The organism is Erwinia rhapontici (assembly GCF_012271765.1).
Lineage (GTDB): Bacteria > Pseudomonadota > Gammaproteobacteria > Enterobacterales > Enterobacteriaceae > Erwinia > Erwinia rhapontici.
In genome coordinates this window covers 400,219-421,809 of the sequence record NZ_VRKO01000013.1, presented here as the reverse complement: position 1 = coordinate 421,809, position 21,591 = coordinate 400,219, and the positions used below count along the sequence as shown (strand labels likewise).

At 54.1% G+C, this 21,591-nt stretch carries 21 protein-coding genes; 8 read left to right on the top strand and 13 right to left on the bottom strand.

Features of this window, described 5'->3' with window-relative positions:
* Positions 1-145: 145 nt before the first annotated feature.
* Together ygbI and FVB43_RS13030 are read left to right on the top strand one after the other, a co-directional pair.
* Positions 146-907, top strand: a complete 762-nt coding sequence (gene ygbI / locus FVB43_RS13035; protein ID WP_167864164.1) for a DNA-binding transcriptional repressor YgbI — start codon at positions 146-148, stop codon at positions 905-907.
* Positions 908-1,082: 175 nt separating this feature from the next.
* Positions 1,083-1,328, top strand: a complete 246-nt coding sequence (locus tag FVB43_RS13030) for a hypothetical protein (protein WP_133845626.1) — start codon at positions 1,083-1,085, stop codon at positions 1,326-1,328.
* A 222-nt stretch (positions 1,329-1,550) separates the two neighbouring features.
* On the opposite strand, the gene FVB43_RS13025 is transcribed toward FVB43_RS13030, so the two are convergent.
* Positions 1,551-2,660 carry a hypothetical protein gene (locus FVB43_RS13025; protein ID WP_238337072.1) on the bottom strand — a complete coding sequence of 370 codons (1,110 nt, stop codon included), beginning with the start codon at positions 2,658-2,660 and terminating at the stop codon, positions 1,551-1,553.
* Between the two features lie 239 nt (positions 2,661-2,899).
* On the opposite strand from FVB43_RS13025, the gene FVB43_RS13020 reads away from it, so the two are divergent.
* Positions 2,900-3,988, top strand: coding sequence for a malate/lactate/ureidoglycolate dehydrogenase (locus tag FVB43_RS13020; RefSeq protein WP_159337447.1), 1,089 nt, complete (start codon positions 2,900-2,902; stop codon positions 3,986-3,988).
* Between the two features lie 25 nt (positions 3,989-4,013).
* On the opposite strand, the gene FVB43_RS13015 is transcribed toward FVB43_RS13020, so the two are convergent.
* Positions 4,014-4,637: a LysE family translocator gene (locus tag FVB43_RS13015; protein ID WP_197931286.1), complete on the bottom strand. Its 624-nt coding sequence runs from the start codon at positions 4,635-4,637 to the stop codon at positions 4,014-4,016.
* Between the two features lie 754 nt (positions 4,638-5,391).
* Here FVB43_RS13015 and FVB43_RS13010 point away from each other — a divergent pair.
* The 5 genes from FVB43_RS13010 (at position 5,392) to FVB43_RS12990 (ending at position 10,190) form a co-directional block, all read left to right on the top strand.
* Complete coding sequence (locus FVB43_RS13010; RefSeq protein WP_133845630.1) at positions 5,392-6,816, top strand: cytochrome ubiquinol oxidase subunit I; 1,425 nt, start codon at positions 5,392-5,394, stop codon at positions 6,814-6,816.
* A gap of 1 nt (position 6,817) precedes the next feature.
* Entirely contained in the window at positions 6,818-7,825 is a 1,008-nt protein-coding gene (gene cydB / locus FVB43_RS13005; RefSeq protein ID WP_133845632.1) for a cytochrome d ubiquinol oxidase subunit II, read from the top strand.
* 205 nt (positions 7,826-8,030) lie between these two features.
* Positions 8,031-8,285 (top strand): CsbD family protein, encoded by a 255-nt coding sequence (locus FVB43_RS13000; protein WP_133845634.1) that lies wholly within the window; start codon positions 8,031-8,033, stop codon positions 8,283-8,285.
* Between the two features lie 155 nt (positions 8,286-8,440).
* On the top strand, positions 8,441-8,785 hold the full coding sequence (locus FVB43_RS12995; RefSeq protein ID WP_133845636.1) for a carbohydrate porin: 345 nt from the start codon (positions 8,441-8,443) through the stop codon (positions 8,783-8,785).
* A 157-nt stretch (positions 8,786-8,942) separates the two neighbouring features.
* Positions 8,943-10,190, top strand: a complete 1,248-nt coding sequence (locus FVB43_RS12990) for a carbohydrate porin (RefSeq protein WP_238337073.1) — start codon at positions 8,943-8,945, stop codon at positions 10,188-10,190.
* A gap of 74 nt (positions 10,191-10,264) precedes the next feature.
* Here FVB43_RS12990 and fetB read toward each other — a convergent pair whose 3' ends face one another.
* From fetB to FVB43_RS12935, 11 genes are all read right to left on the bottom strand, one after another.
* The gene (fetB, locus tag FVB43_RS12985; protein ID WP_133845638.1) at positions 10,265-11,023 is read right to left on the bottom strand and encodes an iron efflux ABC transporter permease subunit FetB; all 759 of its coding nucleotides are present in this window, start codon (positions 11,021-11,023) and stop codon (positions 10,265-10,267) included.
* Entirely contained in the window at positions 11,010-11,675 is a 666-nt protein-coding gene (gene fetA, locus FVB43_RS12980) for an iron efflux ABC transporter ATP-binding subunit FetA (RefSeq protein WP_167864125.1), read from the bottom strand. The genes fetB and fetA overlap by 14 nt, the downstream gene beginning before the upstream one ends.
* 42 nt (positions 11,676-11,717) lie before the next feature.
* On the bottom strand, positions 11,718-12,104 hold the full coding sequence (gene arnF / locus FVB43_RS12975; RefSeq protein WP_133845642.1) for a 4-amino-4-deoxy-L-arabinose-phosphoundecaprenol flippase subunit ArnF: 387 nt from the start codon (positions 12,102-12,104) through the stop codon (positions 11,718-11,720).
* Positions 12,104-12,427: a 4-amino-4-deoxy-L-arabinose-phosphoundecaprenol flippase subunit ArnE gene (gene arnE, locus FVB43_RS12970; protein ID WP_133845643.1), complete on the bottom strand. Its 324-nt coding sequence runs from the start codon at positions 12,425-12,427 to the stop codon at positions 12,104-12,106. Before arnE ends, arnF begins: the two co-directional genes overlap by 1 nt.
* Positions 12,424-14,085, bottom strand: coding sequence for a lipid IV(A) 4-amino-4-deoxy-L-arabinosyltransferase (gene arnT / locus FVB43_RS12965; protein WP_133845645.1), 1,662 nt, complete (start codon positions 14,083-14,085; stop codon positions 12,424-12,426). The genes arnE and arnT overlap by 4 nt, the downstream gene beginning before the upstream one ends.
* Positions 14,086-14,091: 6 nt before the next feature.
* Complete coding sequence (gene arnD / locus FVB43_RS12960; protein ID WP_167864124.1) at positions 14,092-14,985, bottom strand: 4-deoxy-4-formamido-L-arabinose-phosphoundecaprenol deformylase; 894 nt, start codon at positions 14,983-14,985, stop codon at positions 14,092-14,094.
* Positions 14,982-16,964, bottom strand: coding sequence for a bifunctional UDP-4-amino-4-deoxy-L-arabinose formyltransferase/UDP-glucuronic acid oxidase ArnA (gene arnA, locus FVB43_RS12955; RefSeq protein ID WP_167864123.1), 1,983 nt, complete (start codon positions 16,962-16,964; stop codon positions 14,982-14,984). Before arnA ends, arnD begins: the two co-directional genes overlap by 4 nt.
* Positions 16,961-17,938 (bottom strand): undecaprenyl-phosphate 4-deoxy-4-formamido-L-arabinose transferase, encoded by a 978-nt coding sequence (gene arnC, locus FVB43_RS12950; RefSeq protein WP_133845649.1) that lies wholly within the window; start codon positions 17,936-17,938, stop codon positions 16,961-16,963. The genes arnA and arnC overlap by 4 nt, the downstream gene beginning before the upstream one ends.
* Before the next feature lie 3 nt (positions 17,939-17,941).
* Positions 17,942-19,081 (bottom strand): UDP-4-amino-4-deoxy-L-arabinose aminotransferase, encoded by a 1,140-nt coding sequence (gene arnB, locus FVB43_RS12945; protein WP_159337453.1) that lies wholly within the window; start codon positions 19,079-19,081, stop codon positions 17,942-17,944.
* 435 nt (positions 19,082-19,516) lie between these two features.
* Positions 19,517-20,473 (bottom strand): substrate-binding domain-containing protein, encoded by a 957-nt coding sequence (locus tag FVB43_RS12940; protein WP_407647798.1) that lies wholly within the window; start codon positions 20,471-20,473, stop codon positions 19,517-19,519.
* 97 nt (positions 20,474-20,570) lie between these two features.
* Positions 20,571-21,548 carry an ABC transporter permease gene (locus tag FVB43_RS12935; protein ID WP_374760155.1) on the bottom strand — a complete coding sequence of 326 codons (978 nt, stop codon included), beginning with the start codon at positions 21,546-21,548 and terminating at the stop codon, positions 20,571-20,573.
* Between the last annotated feature and the right edge of the window lie 43 nt (positions 21,549-21,591).

Here is a 21,591-nt window from a genome sequence, read left to right as displayed (position 1 = left end):
TTCATAAAGATAAAAACAAAACCATCGATATATGGGAAGGAAAACGTCTTCTTTCCGTGATAAATTGATAAAAATTGTGGTGCAGACGCCGGGTACGCTCCTTTACACTCTGGTCAAGCCAACTCCCCTCTCAACAGGAATAATGATGATCCCGGTAGAACGACATCAACAAATATTAACGCTGGTACAAGAGCGGGGAGTCGTGAGCATTGCTGAACTGACTGAACGTCTGGCCGTATCGCACATGACCATTCGCCGCGATCTGCAAAAGCTGGAAGAACAGGGAGCCGTGTTACTGGTGTCAGGCGGTGTCCGTTCCACAGAACGCCTCTCCAGCGAGCCGACGCATCTGGATAAAACCAGTATGTTCAGCCTTGAAAAACAGACCATTGGTGCCGCCGCCGCCCGCCATATCCCGCGTAACAGCTGCATCTACCTGGATGCCGGCACCACCACGCTGGCCCTGGCACGCGAATTGGGCATCCGTGATGACCTGCTGATCATCACCAACGATTTTGTGATTGCCAATTTCCTGATCGACACCAGCCAGTGCCGGATGATCCACACTGGCGGTACACTGTGCCGCGACAACCGCTCCTGCGTAGGGGATGCTGCTGCTCAGGCGCTGCGTGGCCTGTCCGTAGACATCGCATTTATCTCCGCCTCATGCTGGGGAATGCGTGGCACCTTTACCCCGGATGAAGAAAAAATCGCCGTTAAACGCGCCGTCAGTGAAGTCAGCCGAAAACGTGTACTGCTGGCCGATAGCTCAAAGTACAACAAAATTGCCACCTTTCTTGCCCTGCCACTGACACAGTTTGACAGCATCATCACTGACCCACACCTGCCTGCCGCTGCACGTCAGGAACTGGCTACGCTTGAACTTGACGTCACCCTCGCGGGTTAACGACGGACAGATAATGCCCTGCAACATGCAAAAAATTTAGCGACCACGCTCACGATCTTTCACTTCTTTACGCTCAGGACTTAGAGGATCGCGCGCAGCCTGGCTAGACTTATTCAGGTCATTTTATGGACTCACTTGCTACCCTTTCCCCCTGAAAATGTTACAAGGAGATCTTATGAGCACGATAAATACCAGCATGGGTCGTTACAGTTTGACCGCGAAGAATGCGGGCGATCATATTAAAGGATCGATTGCGATCAACGATGAAGGTGGTGGTCAGCTGACCGCACATGAATTTAATGAGCACTATCTGGATGATGTGATCAATAACGTGATCTTTCCGGTCACGGGGGGCAACCGGGTTATCACCAGTGCCCTGCGCGAACAGATGGTTAAAGCAGGATTTGAACAACCGCATTAGGCTGTTATTGACGCCACTTAGAAGCGCATTGTGCGATTTCGCTCTATCTTTGTATCGCCTGCTTCACATTTTGACTATCAATCGGTTTTTCCGATCGATCACTAAAGATCGATCTGTATAATCACTTATATTTATTGTGGGATTAGTGCGATGATTTATTGCCGTAATTATTATGGCAAAGTCAGATGAATAGCTTTAGTTGCCCACTTTACGTGGGCTTTTTTATACGGCTGGCGGGGATGCCGGGTTCTCTTCTGGCACAGAAGTGGCCGACTCTTCCCTCTCCTTTTTGTTGCGGCTGCGTAAACTCTGTCGCACAAGGAAAACAGGTGCAGCGAGCAGCAGCAGCAGCGCGCCGGACATCCCGCAGATCACCAGACTAATCAGACCTAACCAACCCCCGCCCGCCGTCACGCCCGCTGCCACCAGCGAGAGCAGGAAAAAGAACGTCAGGGTCATCGTCACCGGCCAGAGATTCACGATATCCATATCGCTCAGCGCCATTTTCACCGGCTTAGCCGCCAGCAGCGCTTCCTGTTCTTCCACTTCTATTTTTTGTTGCAGCGCCTGTAAATCCACGCAGGGTGCGACAAAATCCTCGGCGGGTTGAGGATGATGTAACTCGTCGAAAATTCGTTCCGTGGAGGGAAACGTCTGAGGCCAGACGGCGCTATGCACTCCATAACTGCTCAGTGCCGGCAGCGTAATACGCGGCCACTGAATCGCCTGTAAATAGCGATCATTCAGCACTATCCAGCTCTGCCGGGTGTTGCCACGGGTAACATGGTAGAGCTTGAAACGGTCAGCGGGCGGGTAGGAAAGATACGTTACCCGCGCCGTAATAAGCGGAATATGCCGTTGTCGGCAATAATTCACCCTGCTCTGTCCCTGTACCGCCAACAGCACAGCCAGTGCGGAAATAAAATAGTAAGAGGTACTCTCGGCAGCATTGGGGCCGTTCAGATGCTCACGCAATTTCTCTTCGCTGTTACCGCTAAGGTGGTCGGGCCACCAGCGCCAGCTTCGGCCAATCACCCGCTCGGTCGGCACCTGATAGATCCCCATCGGCTCAGTTTCTGAAGGCAGGATCGCAAAGGGAAAAATCTTACTGAAAAAAGTCAGCGCATCGTCCGGGCCATTCCATTCGCCGCTAGCTTCCAGACCGTGCAGGTTAGCCGTCAGCTCACCCCAGCCGACTTTCCCCAGCATATCAATCTTATATTTGGTATCTGCCAGCCGTTTACCCAGCAGCAGCATCTCGCGCGAAATCGCAGACAGATCCAGTAAAGGAATACTGTTAGTGCTGGTGGGTTCTGTGTGTTCACTTTCCATACGGCTGTTTTACCCCAGGCGGCGTCTGTCCGAGCAAAGAAAATTTGGCTTTAGTTAAAAAAGTCAATACATATCAATGCAATAGTATACTTAGCAACCGATGAAATTAGCAATATATCGAACAGGGATGTCGCGATATTCATCGAAAAAGAAGCCTGGCGTGCAGAAAAATTAAACGGACAAAAACCAATTATTCGTTTAAAAATAAGCAGTAACCTTCATTATTTTAAGGAAAAAAAATGAACCAGATTCAGGGTGACATTTACATTAATCACACTATTTTACAGCAGATGGTGCAGAGTCTGTGGCAGCACGCAGGCAGCAGCAAGCAGGAAGCGCAACGCGTCGCCGAGCATTTGGTGGCAGCGAACCTTGCCGGGCATGATTCTCACGGCGTTGGGATGATCCCAAGTTATATGCTCTCAAAATCCCAGGGACATCTGCAGCAGAACCAGCAGCTCAGGATCGCTAAAGACGCCGGGGCGGTGCTCACCGTCGACGGCGGCCAGGGCTTTGGCCAGGTGATGGCCGCTGAAGCGATGGATCTGGCGATTGCACGTACCCAGAAGCTGGGAATGTGTGCCATCGCATTGCGGAACTCGCACCATATTGGGCGCATTGGTCACTGGGCGGAGCAGTGCGCACGCGCCGGTTTTATCTCCTTTCATTTCGTCAACGTTGTTGGCGATCCGATGGTTGCGCCGTTTAACGGCAGTGACCGCCGCTTCGGGACCAACCCATTTTGCGCCATCTTCCCGCGCCCCGGCCAGCCACCGCTGCTGCTTGATTTCGCCACCAGCGGCATTGCTTACGGTAAAACCCGCGTTGCCTGGAATAAAGGTGTCAACGTCCCGCCTGGCTATCTGATCGATCATCAAGGGAAGCCGGACATTGACCCTGCGGTGATGCATGAAGCGCCATTTGGTTCCCTTCTGGCCTTTGGCCTGCATAAAGGCTATGCGCTGGCGGTGATGTGCGAAATCCTCGGCGGGGCGCTTTCCGGTGGCCAAACGACCCACCCACAGTCACTGAAAAATACCAGTGACGCTATCTTTAACTGCATGACCACCGTAGTACTTGACCCGGCAGCATTTGACGCACCGGACATGCAGCAGGAAGCGGAAGCCTTTATTGCCTGGACGAAAGCCTCACCGCAGGCGGGTGACAATGCAATCCTGATCCCGGGTGAGTGGGAGGAAGCACAGCGCGCCGAACGCCGCCTGCACGGTATTCCGATTGATGCCAATAGCTGGCAGCAGATTTGTCAGGCGGCGCGTGATGCCGGAATGCCGGACAGTGAACTGGCCGGTTATCAACCTCAGGCATAAGGCACGCCGGAGGCCCGGCGTACGGTTAACGTGAAAACAGCAGCTTCACGCCCGCCGCCGTGAAAAACAGCGCGAAAATGCCTTCAATACTGCGGCGGCATTTCTGATACCCCCGGCTCATCGCCGGGGTGGAGAACAACAGCGCGTAGCTGCTGAACACCATTATCCCCAGTAACGCACAGCCACCGACAATCAACGGCAGTACGGAAGGGGCCGCATCCGGGTGAATCCCCAATGACATTATCGCCGTCCACACCAGAATCGCCTTTGGATTTCCCAGATGCAGCAGCAAACCACGGCGGTAGAGGGAAGCGGCTGCCCCCCCTGCCGCCAGCGGTACAACGCTGTCTTCCCCACGACGGGCAGCACTCCGTGCCGCTTTCCACGCCAGCAAAAGCAAATAGAAGCCCCCCACCACTTTGATCACCACAATAGCCTGAGCGTAAGCCAGCAGCAGCGTGGATAAACCGGTCGCAACCAGCAGCGCCCAGCACAGTGACCCCGTGATCACACCCGCCGCCAGCATCAATGCCGGGCGGCGCCCCTGGCGCATCGCGACACCCATAATCGCCATATTGCTCGGGCCAGGGCTGGCCGTGCCCAGCAGATAGGCAACATATACGGGTAACAACATCATAAAGGTATCCATTTGACTCCCGAGGCTGACAACGTTTTTTTGGTTATAGCACGCACGGCACCCACTCACCACAAGCATCATTATTCAGACGATTTCTTGATTCGCCGCAACGATCGGCGATAAAAACGCCAGAAATTTGTAACTAAATAATTCAATTTACATATTTATGTGTATTACACCCTTAACATTTACAGGGAGGAGAGAGACGATTGGTCATGCAGAGGGATTGATAAGCCAATCGAAATAGTGGGAAAAGGTCATTTAAAATTAATAGAACCAAATAATAACATTAAATCTACATATTATTCATAAGTCATGAAAAACTATAGGGTTATTATAATAATGATGCGTAAACATCCTTTTTTATAGCCCTGTTAGCTATATTGGATGTACGCCTCACCAGAGGTTTTCAACGCAGAATAACGATAGTCACCTGACGAACCCCGCCGACGCACCAACGAAAGAAATGCTTTTACGACAGAAAGATACAGCATTTTCACATATGAGCATCATTCTTCTATCCTGCATTAACATTATCTTCCGTTGATTTAACCTGTTGACGAAACAATTACTCGTAATAATCGTTACTGTTATAGGCCAGTTCACTATTACTGTTGCTACTTCTTCACCTGCTTTGGTCTTAGGATCAAATCTCCGATGAGAAGTCCCCCGGCTGACACATTTTCTTTTTTGCTATATGTCACCTATTTGTTAACCGTGGGTAAAAAAATAAAAGGCAGTTGTTCATGTTAGATCGAGGTAAGCAATGTTCGGATTAGATGCGTTCCATCTGGCGAGGATACAGTTTGGTTTCACCGTAGCCTTCCACATTCTCTTTCCCGCCATCACCATTGGCCTGGCCAGTTTTCTCGCCGTGCTCGAAGGTCTGTGGCTGAAAAGCAAAAATGAGGTCTATCGCGACCTTTATCATTTTTGGTCAAAAATCTTTGCCGTTAACTTCGGTATGGGGGTGGTATCGGGTCTGGTGATGGCCTATCAGTTTGGGACCAACTGGGCAGGATTTTCGCAGTTTGCAGGCAGTATTACCGGCCCGCTCCTGACCTACGAAGTGCTTACCGCATTCTTCCTTGAAGCTGGCTTCCTCGGGGTGATGCTGTTTGGCTGGAACCGTGTCAGCCGTGGCCTGCACTTCTTCGCGACCTGTATGGTCGCGCTGGGCACGATTATCTCCACCTTCTGGATCCTGGCCTCCAATAGCTGGATGCAGACGCCGCAAGGTTACGCGCTGGAAAACGGCATTGTGATACCGGTGGACTGGTTCAAAATTATCTTCAACCCGTCCTTCCCTTATCGCCTGCTGCATATGTCCGTCGCCGCTTTCCTGGTGACTGCCTTCTTTGTGGGTGCCTCTGCCGCATGGCATCTGCTGCGTAAAAACGATACGCCAGCGGTGCGTAAAATGCTGTCGATGTCTCTGTGGATGGCACTGATCGTCTCGCCGATTCAGGCAATGATTGGCGATGCCCACGGCCTGAATACGCTGGAACATCAGCCTGCAAAAATCGCGGCGATTGAAGGTCACTGGGAGAATCCTCCGGGAGAAGCGACCCCGCTGATCCTGTTCGGCATCCCGGATATGAAAGAAGAGCGTACCAAGTACGCGCTGGAGATTCCTTACCTCGGTAGCCTGATCCTGACCCACAGCCTGGATAAACAGGTACCGGCACTGAAAAGCTTCCCGAAAGAAGATCGTCCTAACTCCACCGTGGTGTTCTGGTCGTTTCGCGTGATGGTTGCGCTGGGTATGCTGATGATTTTGCTGGGTGTTGTCAGCCTGTGGATGCGTCGCGGTCAGCGCCTGTATACTTCTCGTCCTTTCCTGTGGTTTGTCCTGTTGATGGGGCCTTCCGGTCTGATTGCTCTGGTGGCGGGTTGGATTACCACCGAAATTGGCCGTCAGCCGTGGGTTATTTATGGCCTGCTGCGCACGCGTGATGCCGTATCGCTGCACAGCACGCTGCAAATGAGCATCAGCCTGATCGCGTTCCTGCTGGTGTACTGCGCCGTCTTTGGCGTCGGCTACAGCTATCTGGCGAACCTGATTAAGAAAGGCCCGCAGGCCGGTGAAGGTGACCATACGCCAGAAGGCGGCCCAGGCACATCACATACTCCGTCTCGCCCGCTGTCTGCGGTGCAGGAAAAATTACATTCGCCGCAGGAGGAGAAGTAAGGTGGGCATCGATCTCTCAATTATCTGGTTTACTATCATCATCTTCGCCACCCTGATGTATATCATCATGGATGGTTTCGATCTGGGTATCGGTATCCTGTTCCCGTTCAATAAAGATCCGATTGAGCGCGATATGATGGTTAACACCGTTGCCCCGGTATGGGATGGCAACGAAACCTGGCTGATCCTCGGGGGGGCTGCACTGTTCGGTGCTTTCCCGCTGGCCTACGCGGTGATCACCAGCGCCCTGGCGGCCCCGCTCACCATCATGCTGATCGGTCTTATTTTCCGTGGCGTGGCGTTTGAGTTCCGTTTTAAAGCAACGGAAGAACACCGTCCGTTCTGGGATAAAGCGTTTATCGGCGGTTCTTACGTGGCAACCTTCAGTCAGGGTGTGGTGTTGGGCGCGTTTATCAACGGCTTTGAAGTGACCAACCGTACGTACAGCGGTCCGGCACTGGCATGGTTGACGCCGTTTACGCTGTTCTGCGGTGTTGGTCTGGTTCTGGCCTATGCCCTGCTGGGTAGCACATGGCTTATCATGAAGACCGAGAATGAACTGCACAGGAAAATGACGGCGCTGACCAAACCGCTGCTGATCGGCCTGCTGGTCGTGATGGCCATCGTCAGCATCTGGACACCGCTGGCACATACCAGCATTATGCAACGCTGGTTCACCCTGCCTAACCTGTTCTGGTTTTTACCGGTTCCTTTACTGGTTATGGCGGCATCCTGGGCACTGTGGCGCGCACTGCAACGCCACGCGCACTACACGCCATTCCTGCTGACCCTGGCGCTGGTATTCCTGGGCTTTACCGGACTGGGTATCAGTATCTGGCCGTATATCATTCCCCCTTCCATCACCATCTGGGATGCCGCCTCCCCGCCGCAGAGTCAGGGCTTTATGTTAGTCGGTGGTCTGCTGATTATTCCGGTGATTCTGGTCTATACCTTCTGGAGCTACTATGTGTTCCGCGGCAAGATCAAGCCGGACGAAGGCTACCATTGATACCCTGAGTCTTATGCAGAATATCACTGGCAGCACGGGAGCTTAACGCTCCCGACAAAAGAGGGCAGATCGTTGATCTGCCCTCTTTTTTGTCAGTATCTGGCACCTTCATTCATATTTTTACACATAAGTGCTCCGGCAAAGCGCGACAGATGAACTACGCTTAAAGTCGTTTCAGGAAATCATGCCATCAAAAGGAGGCACAATGAGTCTGTTTGATAAAGCGAACGATAAAGCGCAAGAAGCCGTCGGCAAAGGGCAGGAAGAGTTTGGTAAAGCCGTAGACTCGCCGGAGCATGAATTCAGAGGAAAAGTGCGTCAGCAGGCAGCAAAAGCCTCTTACGCCGTGGATGATGCGCTGGACTGCGTGAAAAGTAAAACCCAGGATTCTCCCCTGGTTTCACTGGCGATTGCCGCCGGTGTAGGCTTCCTGGCCGCCAAGATTTTTGGCCGCCGCTAAGCTCGATCTGACCTGATCACACTCTGAACGCCCCTCGTGGGCGTTTTTTTATGGGCGCTCTCCAGAGCACTTAATAGCGAAACGGGTTAACCACATTGTGATGTACTTCATCGGGCTAAAAAACCGATTAGATAATCATAATAAGAGGTGAACTCATGGAAAGAATAGCCTGTCTTAAACAGTGTCTCGGTATTGCCACGCTGTTCATGGTGGCTAACGCATCTGCCCTGCCAGAACGTTTTTATCTGCATCAGCCGCCACCATCAACAGAAATTATTTCCCCTCAGGCAGATACGCCGGCCATTCCTGAAGAATATCGCGATAATCAACCGCAACCGCTGATGCGGGGCGACGGATTTAATTACAACCTCTATTACAACTACCGCTTAACGCCTCACTTGATACTGCGGCCTAACCTGCAATCCAGCACCAAGCCCGGTGCTGTGAGCGAAAATTCACATCTGTTTGTGGGCGGACTCGGCGCGGGTATTAATTTCTGACGCCTGGATGCCCAAAATGCTTGTTGGCAAGACGATTATTCATAACAAGGAGAGATAAATGAATCATTACGGTGTTTTTCAATGGACGAGTAAACATGCCATGCTGATGATGTGCGGAAGCGCACTGTTATGGGCTTCGGCCCCCGCAGGGGCAGAAATGCGCCCTCTCAGTCTGGATTCGGATTATCTGTTTGGCGACTGGGACGGCTATCGCAGCGAATTAAAAAGGGAAGGTGCCGATTTCCAGGTCAACTACACCATGGAGTCGGCCAGTAATCTCGCCGGAGGGTATAACACCTCCACCACTGCCCGTTATACCGATCAGTGGGCCTTCGGCACCACTCTCGATCTGGAAAAACTCCTCAACTGGGATGACACACAGGTCCAGTTCACGGTGACCAGCCGGAACGGTCGCGACCTGACCCAGCACATCAACGATCCGCGGACAGGCGGCTTGTCCTCAGTGGAAGAAGTCTGGGGGCGTGGGCAGACCTGGCGTCTGACCCAATTTTGGGTAAACAAGGGTTTCTTTGATCATCGGGTTGAAATCAAAGCCGGTCGCGTGACCACGGGTGAAGACTTTGATGCATTCGACAGCAAATTCCAGAACCTGGCCTTTGGCAGCGGTCAGCCGGGTAACTGGCGCGGAGACCGCTGGTTTAACTGGCCGGTCTCACAATGGGGCGGTCGCGTAAAACTGAACCTGCCGGACGACATGTTCTTCCAGGTGGGCTTTTATAACCAGAACCGTAATAACTACGATCGCGGTAACGGCTTCTACCTCGACGGCAGCCCGAGCCTGGGTAACCTGGTCCCCTTTGAATTTGGCTGGACACCCCTGCTGGGTGCCAACAAGCTGCCGGGGAACTACCGTATCGGTGGCTACTACTCCTCGGTTAACGGCGATAAATACGCCAGCTACCATAATGGCGGCTACGGCGGCCAGGCGAAAGCCTATGGTGGTTATGTGCTGCTGCAACAGCAGTTAACTGCAACCGACGGCGATGTCAACCGGGGCCTGGGCTTAACCGTACAGGCGGTGATGAACGATCATAAAACCTCGAAAACCGATCATTACCAGGCGGTATCCTTCACCTGGAAAGGACCCTTTGCGGCACGTGCGCAGGATGAGATAGGTGTCGGGGCCGCGCGTATTCACGTCAACAGTGACTACGGTAAAATGCAGCACGAAACCAATCAATACAACGGCGAGTCCCGTTATAACAGCCCGACGTATCTGCCCGTTCAGCACGGCTCCGAATGGAACTACGAAGTTTACTATAACGTCCACGCCACTAACTGGCTGAACCTGCGCCCTAATCTGCAATATGTCGCCTCTCCCGGCGCGGTCAGTGGGGTTAAAGACGCGTTTATCGGTGGCCTGAGCGCCAATGTGAATTTCTGATGTCAGCGACACTGCCGGCATAGAAATGTCATGGCCGACCGGAAAAAATGGTCGGCCATGACGGGTGCCAACGATTATTTCAACTGCACGCGTGCGGTATAAAAACGGCGGGCCGCCAGATAACCTGCAATGATGGTCGACAGGCTTGCGGTGCCGAGCAACATAAAGGTCACCATAATCTGATACTTAATGGCTTTTACCGGATCAATACCGGCAAAAATCAGACCGGACATCATGCCCGGTAAACTCACCAGACCAACCGTTTTTGCTGCATCGACCGTGGGGATCATGGCTGCGCGTATGCTGTCGCGCACGATAGACGTCGATGCCCGCTTTGCACTCGCTCCCAGACTCAGCATCTCCTCTACCTTCTGGCGATTATCACTAAACCGCTGATTCAGATTACTGAAGCATAACCCCACCGCCACCATCGCATTGCCCGCAATCATTCCCGAGATCGGGATCACCTGCATGGGCATAAACTCAATCGCGCCACTGAGCAGCAAAATGGTCAGCGTCAGCGTAGTACCCGAGGTGATGGCAATAAACGAAATCAGAAAGCCTCTGTCGATGGCGCGGCTGCGCTTTTTGGCATTCAACGCGGCATTTACGCAGATAAACAGCACCATCAACACGGTCAGCCACTGATTGTTCAGATCGAAAATATACTTGAGCACATAGCCAACAATCACCAACTGCACAATGGCGCGCGCCACGCTCCAGATGATGTCTTTTTCCAGCCCCAGCCGCTCCTTGCTGCTGACCAGCAGTGCAATCACCACCAGCATTAAGGCCAGCGCCAGTGATTCATTGGTAATATTATGCTGGTTCATACTGACCCTCCGTTGCTGCAGGCGACAGCCGGAGCTGCCGTCTGCCATCATCTGTTTCTACGCTGTCGTGACTGATCCAGATCGCCGCACTTCCTTGCGCGACCTGCTGGTCGATCAACTGCGCTACCCTCCGTTTATTCACGTCATCCAACGCGCTACTGATTTCGTCCAGTAGCAGGATATCCGGGCGAAACTGTACATTGCGCAGCAGCGCCACACGCTGTTTTTCCCCACCGGAGAGTTGATCAATTGAGGTATCCAGCATTGCGGGTGGCAGCCCCAATCGCTCCAGCTCGTCGCCGAGATGCTGGCGATCTACGGGCTGCTGGCGGATCTGATAGGGCAGAGAGAGATTGTCATACACCGAACGGCCAAACAGCTGGGGGGTCTGAAACACGTAGGATACCCGCTGGCGATACTGTTCGGGTTTCAACTCAATAATCGGCTGACCGTTAAACCTCACTTCACCGCCGGACGCATCAAGCAGGGAAGCAATAATTTTCAGCAGGGTACTTTTACCTGCCCCGGATGGCCCCGTTAGCCAGAGGAATTCGCCCTTGTGAAGCTCAAAGGACACGGGCGACAACAGCGTTTTACCCTGACGCACAAACGAGACCTCCCTGACCTGCAGGAGGGGGAGTGAAGGGTTCATGTTTTTAACAGACTCTGTGTAATGAATCGCGCGATGATAGCATTATCTGTGGGCCTTTTTCCCCGGCCAGAATATCAATAGCAGCCCGACGAGGATCAGTGCCGCGCCCACCAGCTTGCCCCAGAGAAAAATTTCATTCATCCCAGGCAACCACAGTGCTGCCGTCCATACCAGCAGATAACTCAGACTCAACAGCGGATAAACCCGGCTCAGCGGCAGACGCTGTAAGGCCAGTAACCAGCACATCATCGACAGAGCGTAGGCCAGCAGCCCGCCGGAGAGCACCAGCGTGGGTAAAGAGACGCTGAGCAGCGCCGCGCTGAATAGCGCGAGCTGATCGATAGCGGGAAGCTGTACCATCGCCCACTTCATCATCAACTGCGCGGCACTGATCAGCAGCACACTGCAAAAAGCATACAGCAGGCCCATCAGGTATAGCTCCCCATCACCGCCACGCCGGCCACAATCAGCACAATGCCCAGTCCATGACGCCATGAAATCGCTTCCTGCCACAGCCAGCGCGCGGCTAAGGTCACAAAAATAAAGTTAAGACTCAGCATGGGGTAAGCGACCCCCACCGGCACAGTCTGCAACACACGCAGCCACACCAGCAGCGCCATCCCCAGCAACAATATGCTTGCCGTCAGCCACACCAGAAAATGACGGCGACCCTCACGCATCGTCGCCTGCTTCTGGCACAACTGCCCGCCACAGCTCAGCAGGCTGGCCAGGACAATCAGCAGCATATTCACGGCTGCTGCCGATAGAGATAAAACAGCATCCGCCCTTGCTGGTAGAGACGGTCAGGTGCAGGGATACGCTCATCCACCTTGTTGTCCTCAGAGGCTAATTTCATCATCAACGATACATTACCTTCACGCCGATGCGCGCTCAGCCACTGCGCAAAATCCGCAGTAGAAATAAGACGATCGGCACCATCGGCATAGCCCAAACCGTAGGCCAGCTCACCCGGTTGGTCTAATAATAAAATATCGCTGCGCTTCAGTTCCCAGGCCAGCGCCGATGCCGTACCAATATTGTTCGACAGCACAAAGCGGCTCTGCTGCAAATCCCGGCTGAAATCGGCAATAAACGGCTGCGGCTGTTTGGAATTGATCACTTTATCGGGGATCGCCGCCCCCACCACCAGCGCCAGCCCCAACGGACACAGCGCCGCCAGCCGCCAGTGCTTCGCGCCCTCCACCAGGCTGGCCGCGCCCACCAGTGCCCAAAAGAGAAATGCTGTCGCCCCCAGCAGTACTTTAATCACCTCATGTCGGGCATACACCGGCTGCCTGAGCAGGCCCCAGGGGGCCACGATCAGCACCATCGCCAGCAGCAGCACAATCCCCACCACCAGATTGATCACGCCGTTGGCTTTCAGCCCGCGTCGCCCCGCGGCGGAGAGTGCCATCGCATGATGGGCCAGCAGCATCGCCAGCGGTGCAAAACAGGGCAGGATATAGGTCGGCAGTTTGCCTTTCGCCACACTGAAAAACAGCAGCGGCATCACCACCCAACCGAGTAAATAAGCGGAACCCACAGCGCCCTGCCGTTCCCGCCAGGCCCGATGTAGCGCCCCCGGCAGTAGACCAAGCCACGGAAGTGCCCCGGCAATCAGTACCGGAATGTAATACCAGAACGGTGCTTTGTGTTGAGCATCATTCTCAGCAAAGCGCTGAATATGCTCCACCCAGAAGAAATAATGCCAAAAGTCGGGTTCCTGTCGGGCAATGCTGATGGCCCAGGGTGCCGAGATCAGCGCCGCGCTGAGCAAGGCCAGCGGTCCCCATAACATCAGCTCTTTCACTCGGCGCTGCCAGACCATCCACGGCACAATTGCCACCACCGGAACCGCCAGCGCCAGAAAGCCTTTGGTCATAAACCCCATACCACAGGCCAGCCCCAGCAGTAACCAACCCGCTGTTTTCTGCCGCCGGCTCCCCCCCTGCCCAACCAGCCAGAAGCTGCACATCGCAGCCGTCAGCCATAGCGTGATCATCGGGTCCAGCACCGCATAAGTCCCGATGCAATAGACCAACATGCAGGTGAGGAAGATCACCGCAGACAACAGCGCCGTCGCACGCTTACGCCACAGACAAAACGCCAGCCAGTAAATCAGCAATGCACTGAGTGACACAGAAAGCACTGAGCCAAAACGCACGGAGAAGTTATTGCCGCCAAAGATCCACTGACTGAGGTTATTGATCCAGTACCCGGCGATCGGCTTCTCAAAATAGCGCAGGTCAAGAAAGTGCGGCACCACCCAGTTCCCACTGACCAGCATTTCACGGCTGATCTCCGCATAGCGAACTTCATCCGGCTGCCACAGCGCCCGGAACTCAAGAGGGAGCAGGTAATAGAGTGCATACAACAGGGGCAGTAATAATGCATAACGGGTGTATTTCATCCACAATCACTCAGCGAGTTGCTGGCATCCCAGCCAACCTTCACGGCCGGGGAAGCTACCCCGAATCACTTTGCCTGTCGGCAGTTGCGAGAGGTCCTGCGGCAGCAGCTCGCCCAATGGACAGAAACGAATCCCCCGCTGTCGCGCCTCCGTCAGCAGTGCATCAAATTTGTCCGCCAGCACGATCCCTTCCGCTTCCGCATGGATGGTGTAAACCGGCACGCCCGGCTGGCGAGCGATCTCATCAAGGATGAACGCGTTGTAGTGCGCAGGATCGACACGCGTCCCTGCCACTTCGTCCCACGTCGGTAACGTCACCGGGATTTGCACGGTTCCCAGCCGCCCATCTGGCAGTATTGGCCGGAAAGGCTCTGTGCCCCGACAGTCGCTGTTATAACGAAAGTCAAAAGCCTGTTTAGCGGTGAGGACACGGCCATCGGCACGCCAGCCCGCTGCGGCTGAACAGGTTACGGGTTGCCCGGTCAGTTCGCTGAGTGCCTCAACGCCCCGGCGGACCTCTTCACTCAGCTTCCCTGCAGGCCATACGCCCGCCCAGGTCTGCCAGGCAAAATGATCCCAGGCGTGCATCCCTGTTTCATGCTGCAAGCTTGCCTGACGGATCGTATCGACCAGCCCCTGGCCGATACGTCGTCCGGGCCAGGCTGTACCCGCCAGCAGAATGTCCCAGCCGTAGAGTGAAGCCGCGTTTGACCTCAGCATCTTCCACAGAAAACGCGGTTTTAGCAGCCGCCATAAATGGCGGCCCATATTATCCGGCCCAACGCTGAAGAAAAAGCTGGCGCGGGTTTGCTGACGTTCAAGAATGGAGAGCAGGCGCGGCACACCGTCCCGGGTGCCGCGCCAGGTATCCACATCAATGCGTAAACCCACATTGATCATTCGACAATCTCGCCCTGTTCAACGGTTTGCAGGAAGAAGTCGAGCGTGGCATCAATGGTGTAGTTCATAGCCACCTCCGGCTGCCAGTTCAGCAGACGCTTCGCATTACGGATCGACGGTTTACGGTGCTCCACATCCTGATATCCCTTGCCATAATAGCTGCTACTTTCCACCTCGCGAAAACCGGCAAATGGCGGGAATTGGTGACGCAGCGGGTGCCGTTCAAAACTGGCCAGCAGCTGTTCGGCCAGCTCTTTAATACTGGCTTCGTTATCCGGGTTACCGATATTGATAATCTGACCATCGCAGTTCTGCTGCTTATTCTCGATAATCAGGAACAGCGCTTCAATGCCGTCACGGATATCGGTAAAGCAGCGCTTCTGCCGCCCGCCGTCAATCAACTTAATCGGCGATCCTTCCACCAGATTCAGGATCAACTGAGTAATGGCACGCGAGCTGCCGATACGTGCCGCGTTAAGGTTATCCAGGCGCGGTCCCATCCAGTTGAAAGGCCGGAACAGCGTAAACCGCAACCCCTCTTTTTCTCCATAAGCCCAGATCACCCGATCCAGTAACTGTTTCGAGACGGAATAGATCCAGCGCTGTTTATTGATCGGCCCGACCACCAGATTCGAGTGATCTTCATCGAAAGTGTCATCCGTACACATGCCATAGACCTCCGAGGTGGAGGGGAAAATAATGCGCTTTTTGTACTTCACACAATCGCGAATGATCTTCAGATTTTCTTCAAAATCCAGTTCAAACACGCGCAGCGGGTTGCGGGTGTATTCGATCGGCGTGGCAATCGCCACCAGGGGTAATACCACATCACATTTCTTAATGTGGTACTCGATCCACTCCGAGTGAATACTGATATCCCCTTCGACAAAATGAAAACGCTCGTGGCCCACGAAGCGGCTGATGGCATCAGAGCCAATGTCCAGCCCGAAAATTTCGAAATGATCATCGGCCAGCAGGCGCTCAGTCAGGTGGTTACCGATAAAGCCATTGACACCAAGGATCAGTACACGGGTTCTGCGTTTTGCCGCTGCCACCGGCTGGTTATGCAGCAGGGCACCGGCCACCAGCCCAAGGGTTTGCGCCAGTTGACTGCCCTGCATGTAGACACCGCTCTCGCTTTGCCCGGTTACCACTTCCAACGCACCCTCTGCGCAGGCGACCACAAATGGCGAAACGGAAAGTACCGTACCGGGCTTTGTCACCGGCCAGTTGTGGCAGATTTTGGACTGCCAGATGATAAACTTCGCGGCCCCCACATAGCTGAACGCCCCCGGCCAGGGATCGGTGACCGCACGTACCAGGTTATGGGTACGTTGCACTGGCTGCTGCCAGTCGATGCGTCCGTCTTCCGGGGTTCGTCGTCCGACATAGGTGGCTTTGCGTTCATCCTGTTCGACGGCAATAAAACTGCCACGCAGAATGTCTGGCAGGCTGCGCATCAGCAGCTGTTTCGCACTCTCACACACTTTATAATGCAGCGTCAGCGCAGTATCTTCCGCCGCAATCGCCACCTTCTCACAGGCGATAATCGCCCCGGCATCGGCGCGTTTCACCATGCGATGCAGCGTGACACCGGTTTCTTCTTCACCGTCAACCAGCACCCAGTTCAGTGGCGCGCGGCCACGATACTTCGGCAACAATGAGGCATGCAGATTAAACGCCCCCACTGGCGCACAGGCGAGGATCTCGTCGCTCAGCATCTGGCGGTAGTGGAATGAGAAAATCACGTCAGGTTTCATCTCGCGGATGCGGTCAATCCACAGAGGATGGTTAACCTCCTCCGGCGCATAAACCGGCACACCCAACTGCGCGGCGGTACGTGCGACGGACCCGAAGAAGTGATTCTCGCCGGGATGATCCGCGTGGGTAAAAATCGCGCAGATGTCAAAACCCGCTTCAGCCAGCGCCCGGATCCCGGTGCAGCCCATATCATGGTAGGCAAAAACTACGGCTTTCATGATGATTTATCCTGTGTGGAGTTGGCGTCGCGGCTAACAACGCGCTGAATAAAATAACGGGGACGGGCGCGCACATCGTTGTAGATACGCCCGATATACTCGCCAAGCAGCCCCATGCCAATAAACTGTGCGCCGACAAAAATGAACAGCACGGCAAACAGCATAAATACCCCTTCTGCTGCCCACTGCGGGCCAAGGAACAGGCGCAGTCCAATCAGCAGCAGGGAAATTGCAAAACCCGCCAACGCAATCACGCTGCCAAACACGCTTAACAGCCGCAGTGGCGTGGTTGTCAGGCAGGTGATCAGGTCATACATCAGGTTGATCAGGCGCATCAGGCTATATTTGGAATCGCCAAATTCGCGTTCGGCGTGCAGCACCGGGATCTCTGTGGCCCGCCGGGCAAAGGTGTTCGCCAGAATAGGGATAAAAGTACTGCGCTCATGGCAGTGCAGCATGGCATCGACAATATGACGTCGGTAGGCTCGCAGCATGCAACCGTAGTCACCCATTGCTTTACCCGTGGTGCGTTGAATCAGATGATTGATCAGGCGTGAAGCACGCTTACGGAACCAGCTGTCCTGACGGTTTTGCCGCACGGTGCCCACCACGTCGTAGCCCTTCCGGGCCGTTTCCACCAGGCGCGGGATCTCTTCAGGGGGGTTTTGCAGGTCGGCATCAAGTGTGATAATCAGGTCACCGCTAACATGGCTGAAGCCGGCCATGATCGCCGAATGTTGGCCGTAGTTACGGTTCAGCAACACCGCCACAATATGGCTATCCGGTGCCTCTGCGGCGGCAGTGAGCATCTCGGCCGACGCATCGCTGCTGCCGTCATCGACCAGTAAAATTTCATAATCGATAGCCAGTTGCGCGCAGGCAGCCTCCGTACGGCGGAGCAGTTCGGGCAGGCTTTCCTGCTCGTTGTACACCGGGATCACAACGGAGAGTTTGTTGATCGGTTGTTCTGTCATCTCTTATCTCTTTGCCAGCTTACGCAGTGCCACAATCACGCGGCGGCCATCGTCGTCAGTCATTCCCGGAAACAGGGGAATCGAGCAGATACGCTCTGAGTTCCATTCGGTCTGCGGCAGGGACAGGTGAGGGAAGCGTTCACGATAATATTTCTGCGTATGCGCCGCCCGGAAGTGAAGCCCGCTGCCGATACCCTGCTCCTTCAGCGCCTGCATGAGTTCATCGCGGCTGATACCGCACAGCTCAGGGTCAACGCGCAGGATAAACAGGTGCCAGGCGTGGTGATGGGGCCAGTCAGGTTGTGTCAGAGGCAGGAACGGGGTATCGGAAAGCTCCTCGAGGTAACGCAACGCAATTTGCTCACGTCGGGCATTGTTGGCTGTCAGCTTATCCAACTGCACCAGCGCAATCGCCGCATTGATATCGGCGAGGTTATATTTGAAGCCGGGCATGATCACTTCGGCCTGCGGCGCACGACCGTGGGTCTGACGATCAAAGGCATCGACACCCAGCCCGTGGAATTTCAGACTGCGCACGCGATCCGCCAGGGCATCATCATCGGTAACCACCAGCCCGCCTTCGGCACAGCTCATATTTTTAATCGCGTGAAATGAGAAAATTGCCGTACCGCGGCGACCCACATGCTGCCCGCGATAGTGAGTACCTGCTGCATGGGCCGCATCCTCGATAACCGCAATCCCCCGCTGTTCAGCCAGCGTGCGAATGGCATCGATATCAACCGGTGCTCCGGCATAATGTACCGGAATAATGGCTTTGGTCCGTGGGGTGATGGCCGCCTCAATCAACGCCGGTGTCACCATCAGCGTATCGCGGTCCACGTCGATCATCACCGGAGTCGCCCCCAGCAGAACGATCATATTCAGCGTTGAAACCCAGGTCAGCGAGGGGGTGATCACTTCATCACCCGGCCCTATTCCCAGTGCCATTAGCGTGACGTGCATCCCGGCCGTTGCCGAGCTAACGGCAATCGCATGACGATTCCCGGTAAGCTGGCAAAATGCCTGTTCAAGCTGCTGATTTTTGGGGCCGGTGGTGATCCATCCTGAACGTAACACCTCGGCGACGGCGGCCAGTTCTTCCGCACCCATTGCCGGACGTGAGAAAGGCAAAAAGTCTGTCATTGATTACATCCATTAAACAATTAACACCACGAATGATGAGTGAGGATAGCAGAGGCTGCGATTCCCCTCTCTCAACCCTTAACGAATCACTGCATATTTTTCATTCTACTGGTCGTTATGCCACCCCCGCCTCATTTGAACAATAAAACGCCAGCCATTGCCATGCAGCGTCAAAAGTGAGCAAAAAAGCATAGCAACATCCGGATATATGGAGCTTAAATGAAAATACTTAGGGGAAGATTAAGAGAAGCCAACTGAGGAAAGATTAAATCAGTCTGGTTGATGGATGGTTTAGCTATAAAAGGGGTTGTGTACTTATTCGCTTAGGAAAAACCTAAAATATAAAAAAAATTTCATTATTTTGTTGCAAAACATATTGGGATATACAGAAATGATAGCGGGCCAGCGGCACAAGGCCGGTGACCCGAAGCGGTATTATTTACGCGCATCCAGCAGCTGGGTGGCATTATCCGAAGTCACTTCCGTCCAGGGTACGGAGTAGCGTTTTGCTTTGCCATCATCCCACGCCATCTTATCGGCGTACTGTTTCCAGATAGTGGACTGCGGCTGGTAACTCTCCCCTTTCACCGCACGCACCGCGACGTCAATCGAACCCTGCATCTGTGCGTGGGCATCCTGCAAGATAGACACCATCTCACCCGCCTGCACCGCGCGGATAGCGTCAGACACACCGTCTACCCCGGCGATAGCAAAATCTTTCACATTCAGATTGGCTCCTTTTATCGCTTCAATGGCACCCAGCGCCATTTCATCATTCTGCGCGATCACGCCGTTAATCTGGCCCCGGTGCTTCTGCAGCCAGTTCTCCATCAGCGGTAGCGCTTCAGCACGTGACCAGTTTGCGGTTTTGCGTTCCAGCACCTTCACATTCCCGGCGCCACATTCGGCAATGGCTTTATCGTTACCCTGACCGCGCTGGATCTCGCCGCTGCCGCCCTTCGGCCCTTCAATAATCACCACGTTGCCTTTGCAGTTGATTTTTTTCAGCACGGCCTTCGCTTCCAGATAGCCACCCAGCACGTCATCGGATACCACCTCAGAGGTCATTTTGTCGGTATTCAGTCGCGCATTGGTCACCACCACCGGAATTTTGGCTTCGTTGGCCATTGTCACCACGTCAATATTGGCTTCATAGTCCATCGGGTTGATGATGATGGCATCAACATGGGTCTGAATGGCGGTTTCTGCCTGATTATTCTGTACCAGCGGATCGTAACGGCCGTCATACACCGTCAGCTGTACTTCGCCGCTTTTTACTGCCGGGTGTTCTTTACCTGCTTTTTCCATCAGCTGTACAAATTCAGCTTTCATACCGTACATCAGTACCGCTATTTTAATCGGTGCGGCCTGGGCAATCACGCTGCTGCCCATTAACAGACCGGACGTCAGCAACGCTATTTTAGTCAACTTATTCATGAAAACTCCTGGTTATGTAGGGTGATATTTTTATGTCATCAGGAAAATATGATTAATCGCGTTGTTGTTTACGCGACGGGTCAAGCAACACTGCCACCACAATTAATGCCCCTTTAATAATCTGCTGGTAATAAGACTGAACGCCCAGCAGATCCAGGCCATTATTCATGACGCCAATAATTAAAATACCGAACAGCGTGCCGACCAGCGTACCCACGCCGCCCGCCATACTGGTGCCACCAATCACCACTGCCGCTATCGCATCCAGCTCATAGGCAGCCCCGGCATTGGTCTGCGCCGAGCCGGTGCGTGCCGTCAGGATAAGGCCAGCAATCCCCGCCAGCGCGGCACACAGGGTGTAGACCAGCACTTTGATTTTCACCACGCTGATCCCGGAGGTGCGGGCACTTTTTTGATTCCCCCCGACGGCATAGACATAGCGGCCAAACAGCGTTTTATTCAGCAGTATCCAGGCCAGTGCAAACAACACGATAAAAATAATCACCGGTAGCGGGATGCCCAGCAGATACCCGTTACCCAGGGCGCGAAAGTCAGGGTTTAGCTGTGATACCGGATTACCATCGGTGGTCAGCAGTGCCAGGCCACGCGCTGCCGACAGCATTCCCATGGTGACAATAAACGGTTGCAGGCGGTAGCGAGCCAGAATCGTACCGTTCAGCAGGCCACAGACAATGCCGATCCCCAGCGCGACGATTAACGGCATAATGACCGCATGTGCCGTATCACCGATGGCCAGCCCGCTGTTGGTGGTGGCAAAGCGCGCCGCGACAATGCCGCTTAGCGCCAGAACAGAGCCGACCGACAGATCCACCCCGGCGGTAATAATAACAAAGGTCATTCCGATGGCGAGAATGCCATTAATAGACACCTGGCGTAATACAATCAGCGTATTTTCATGACTGAGAAAATAATTACTGCTCCACGCACCGTTCGCGACCTGCACTTCACCAATTACGGTGACAATCAGGCACAGCACAAAAAAGGCGATAATAATGCCGTATTTATGCATCCGGCGTTTATTACGCGTAAAGAAAGACAGCCCTGGAGTCAGA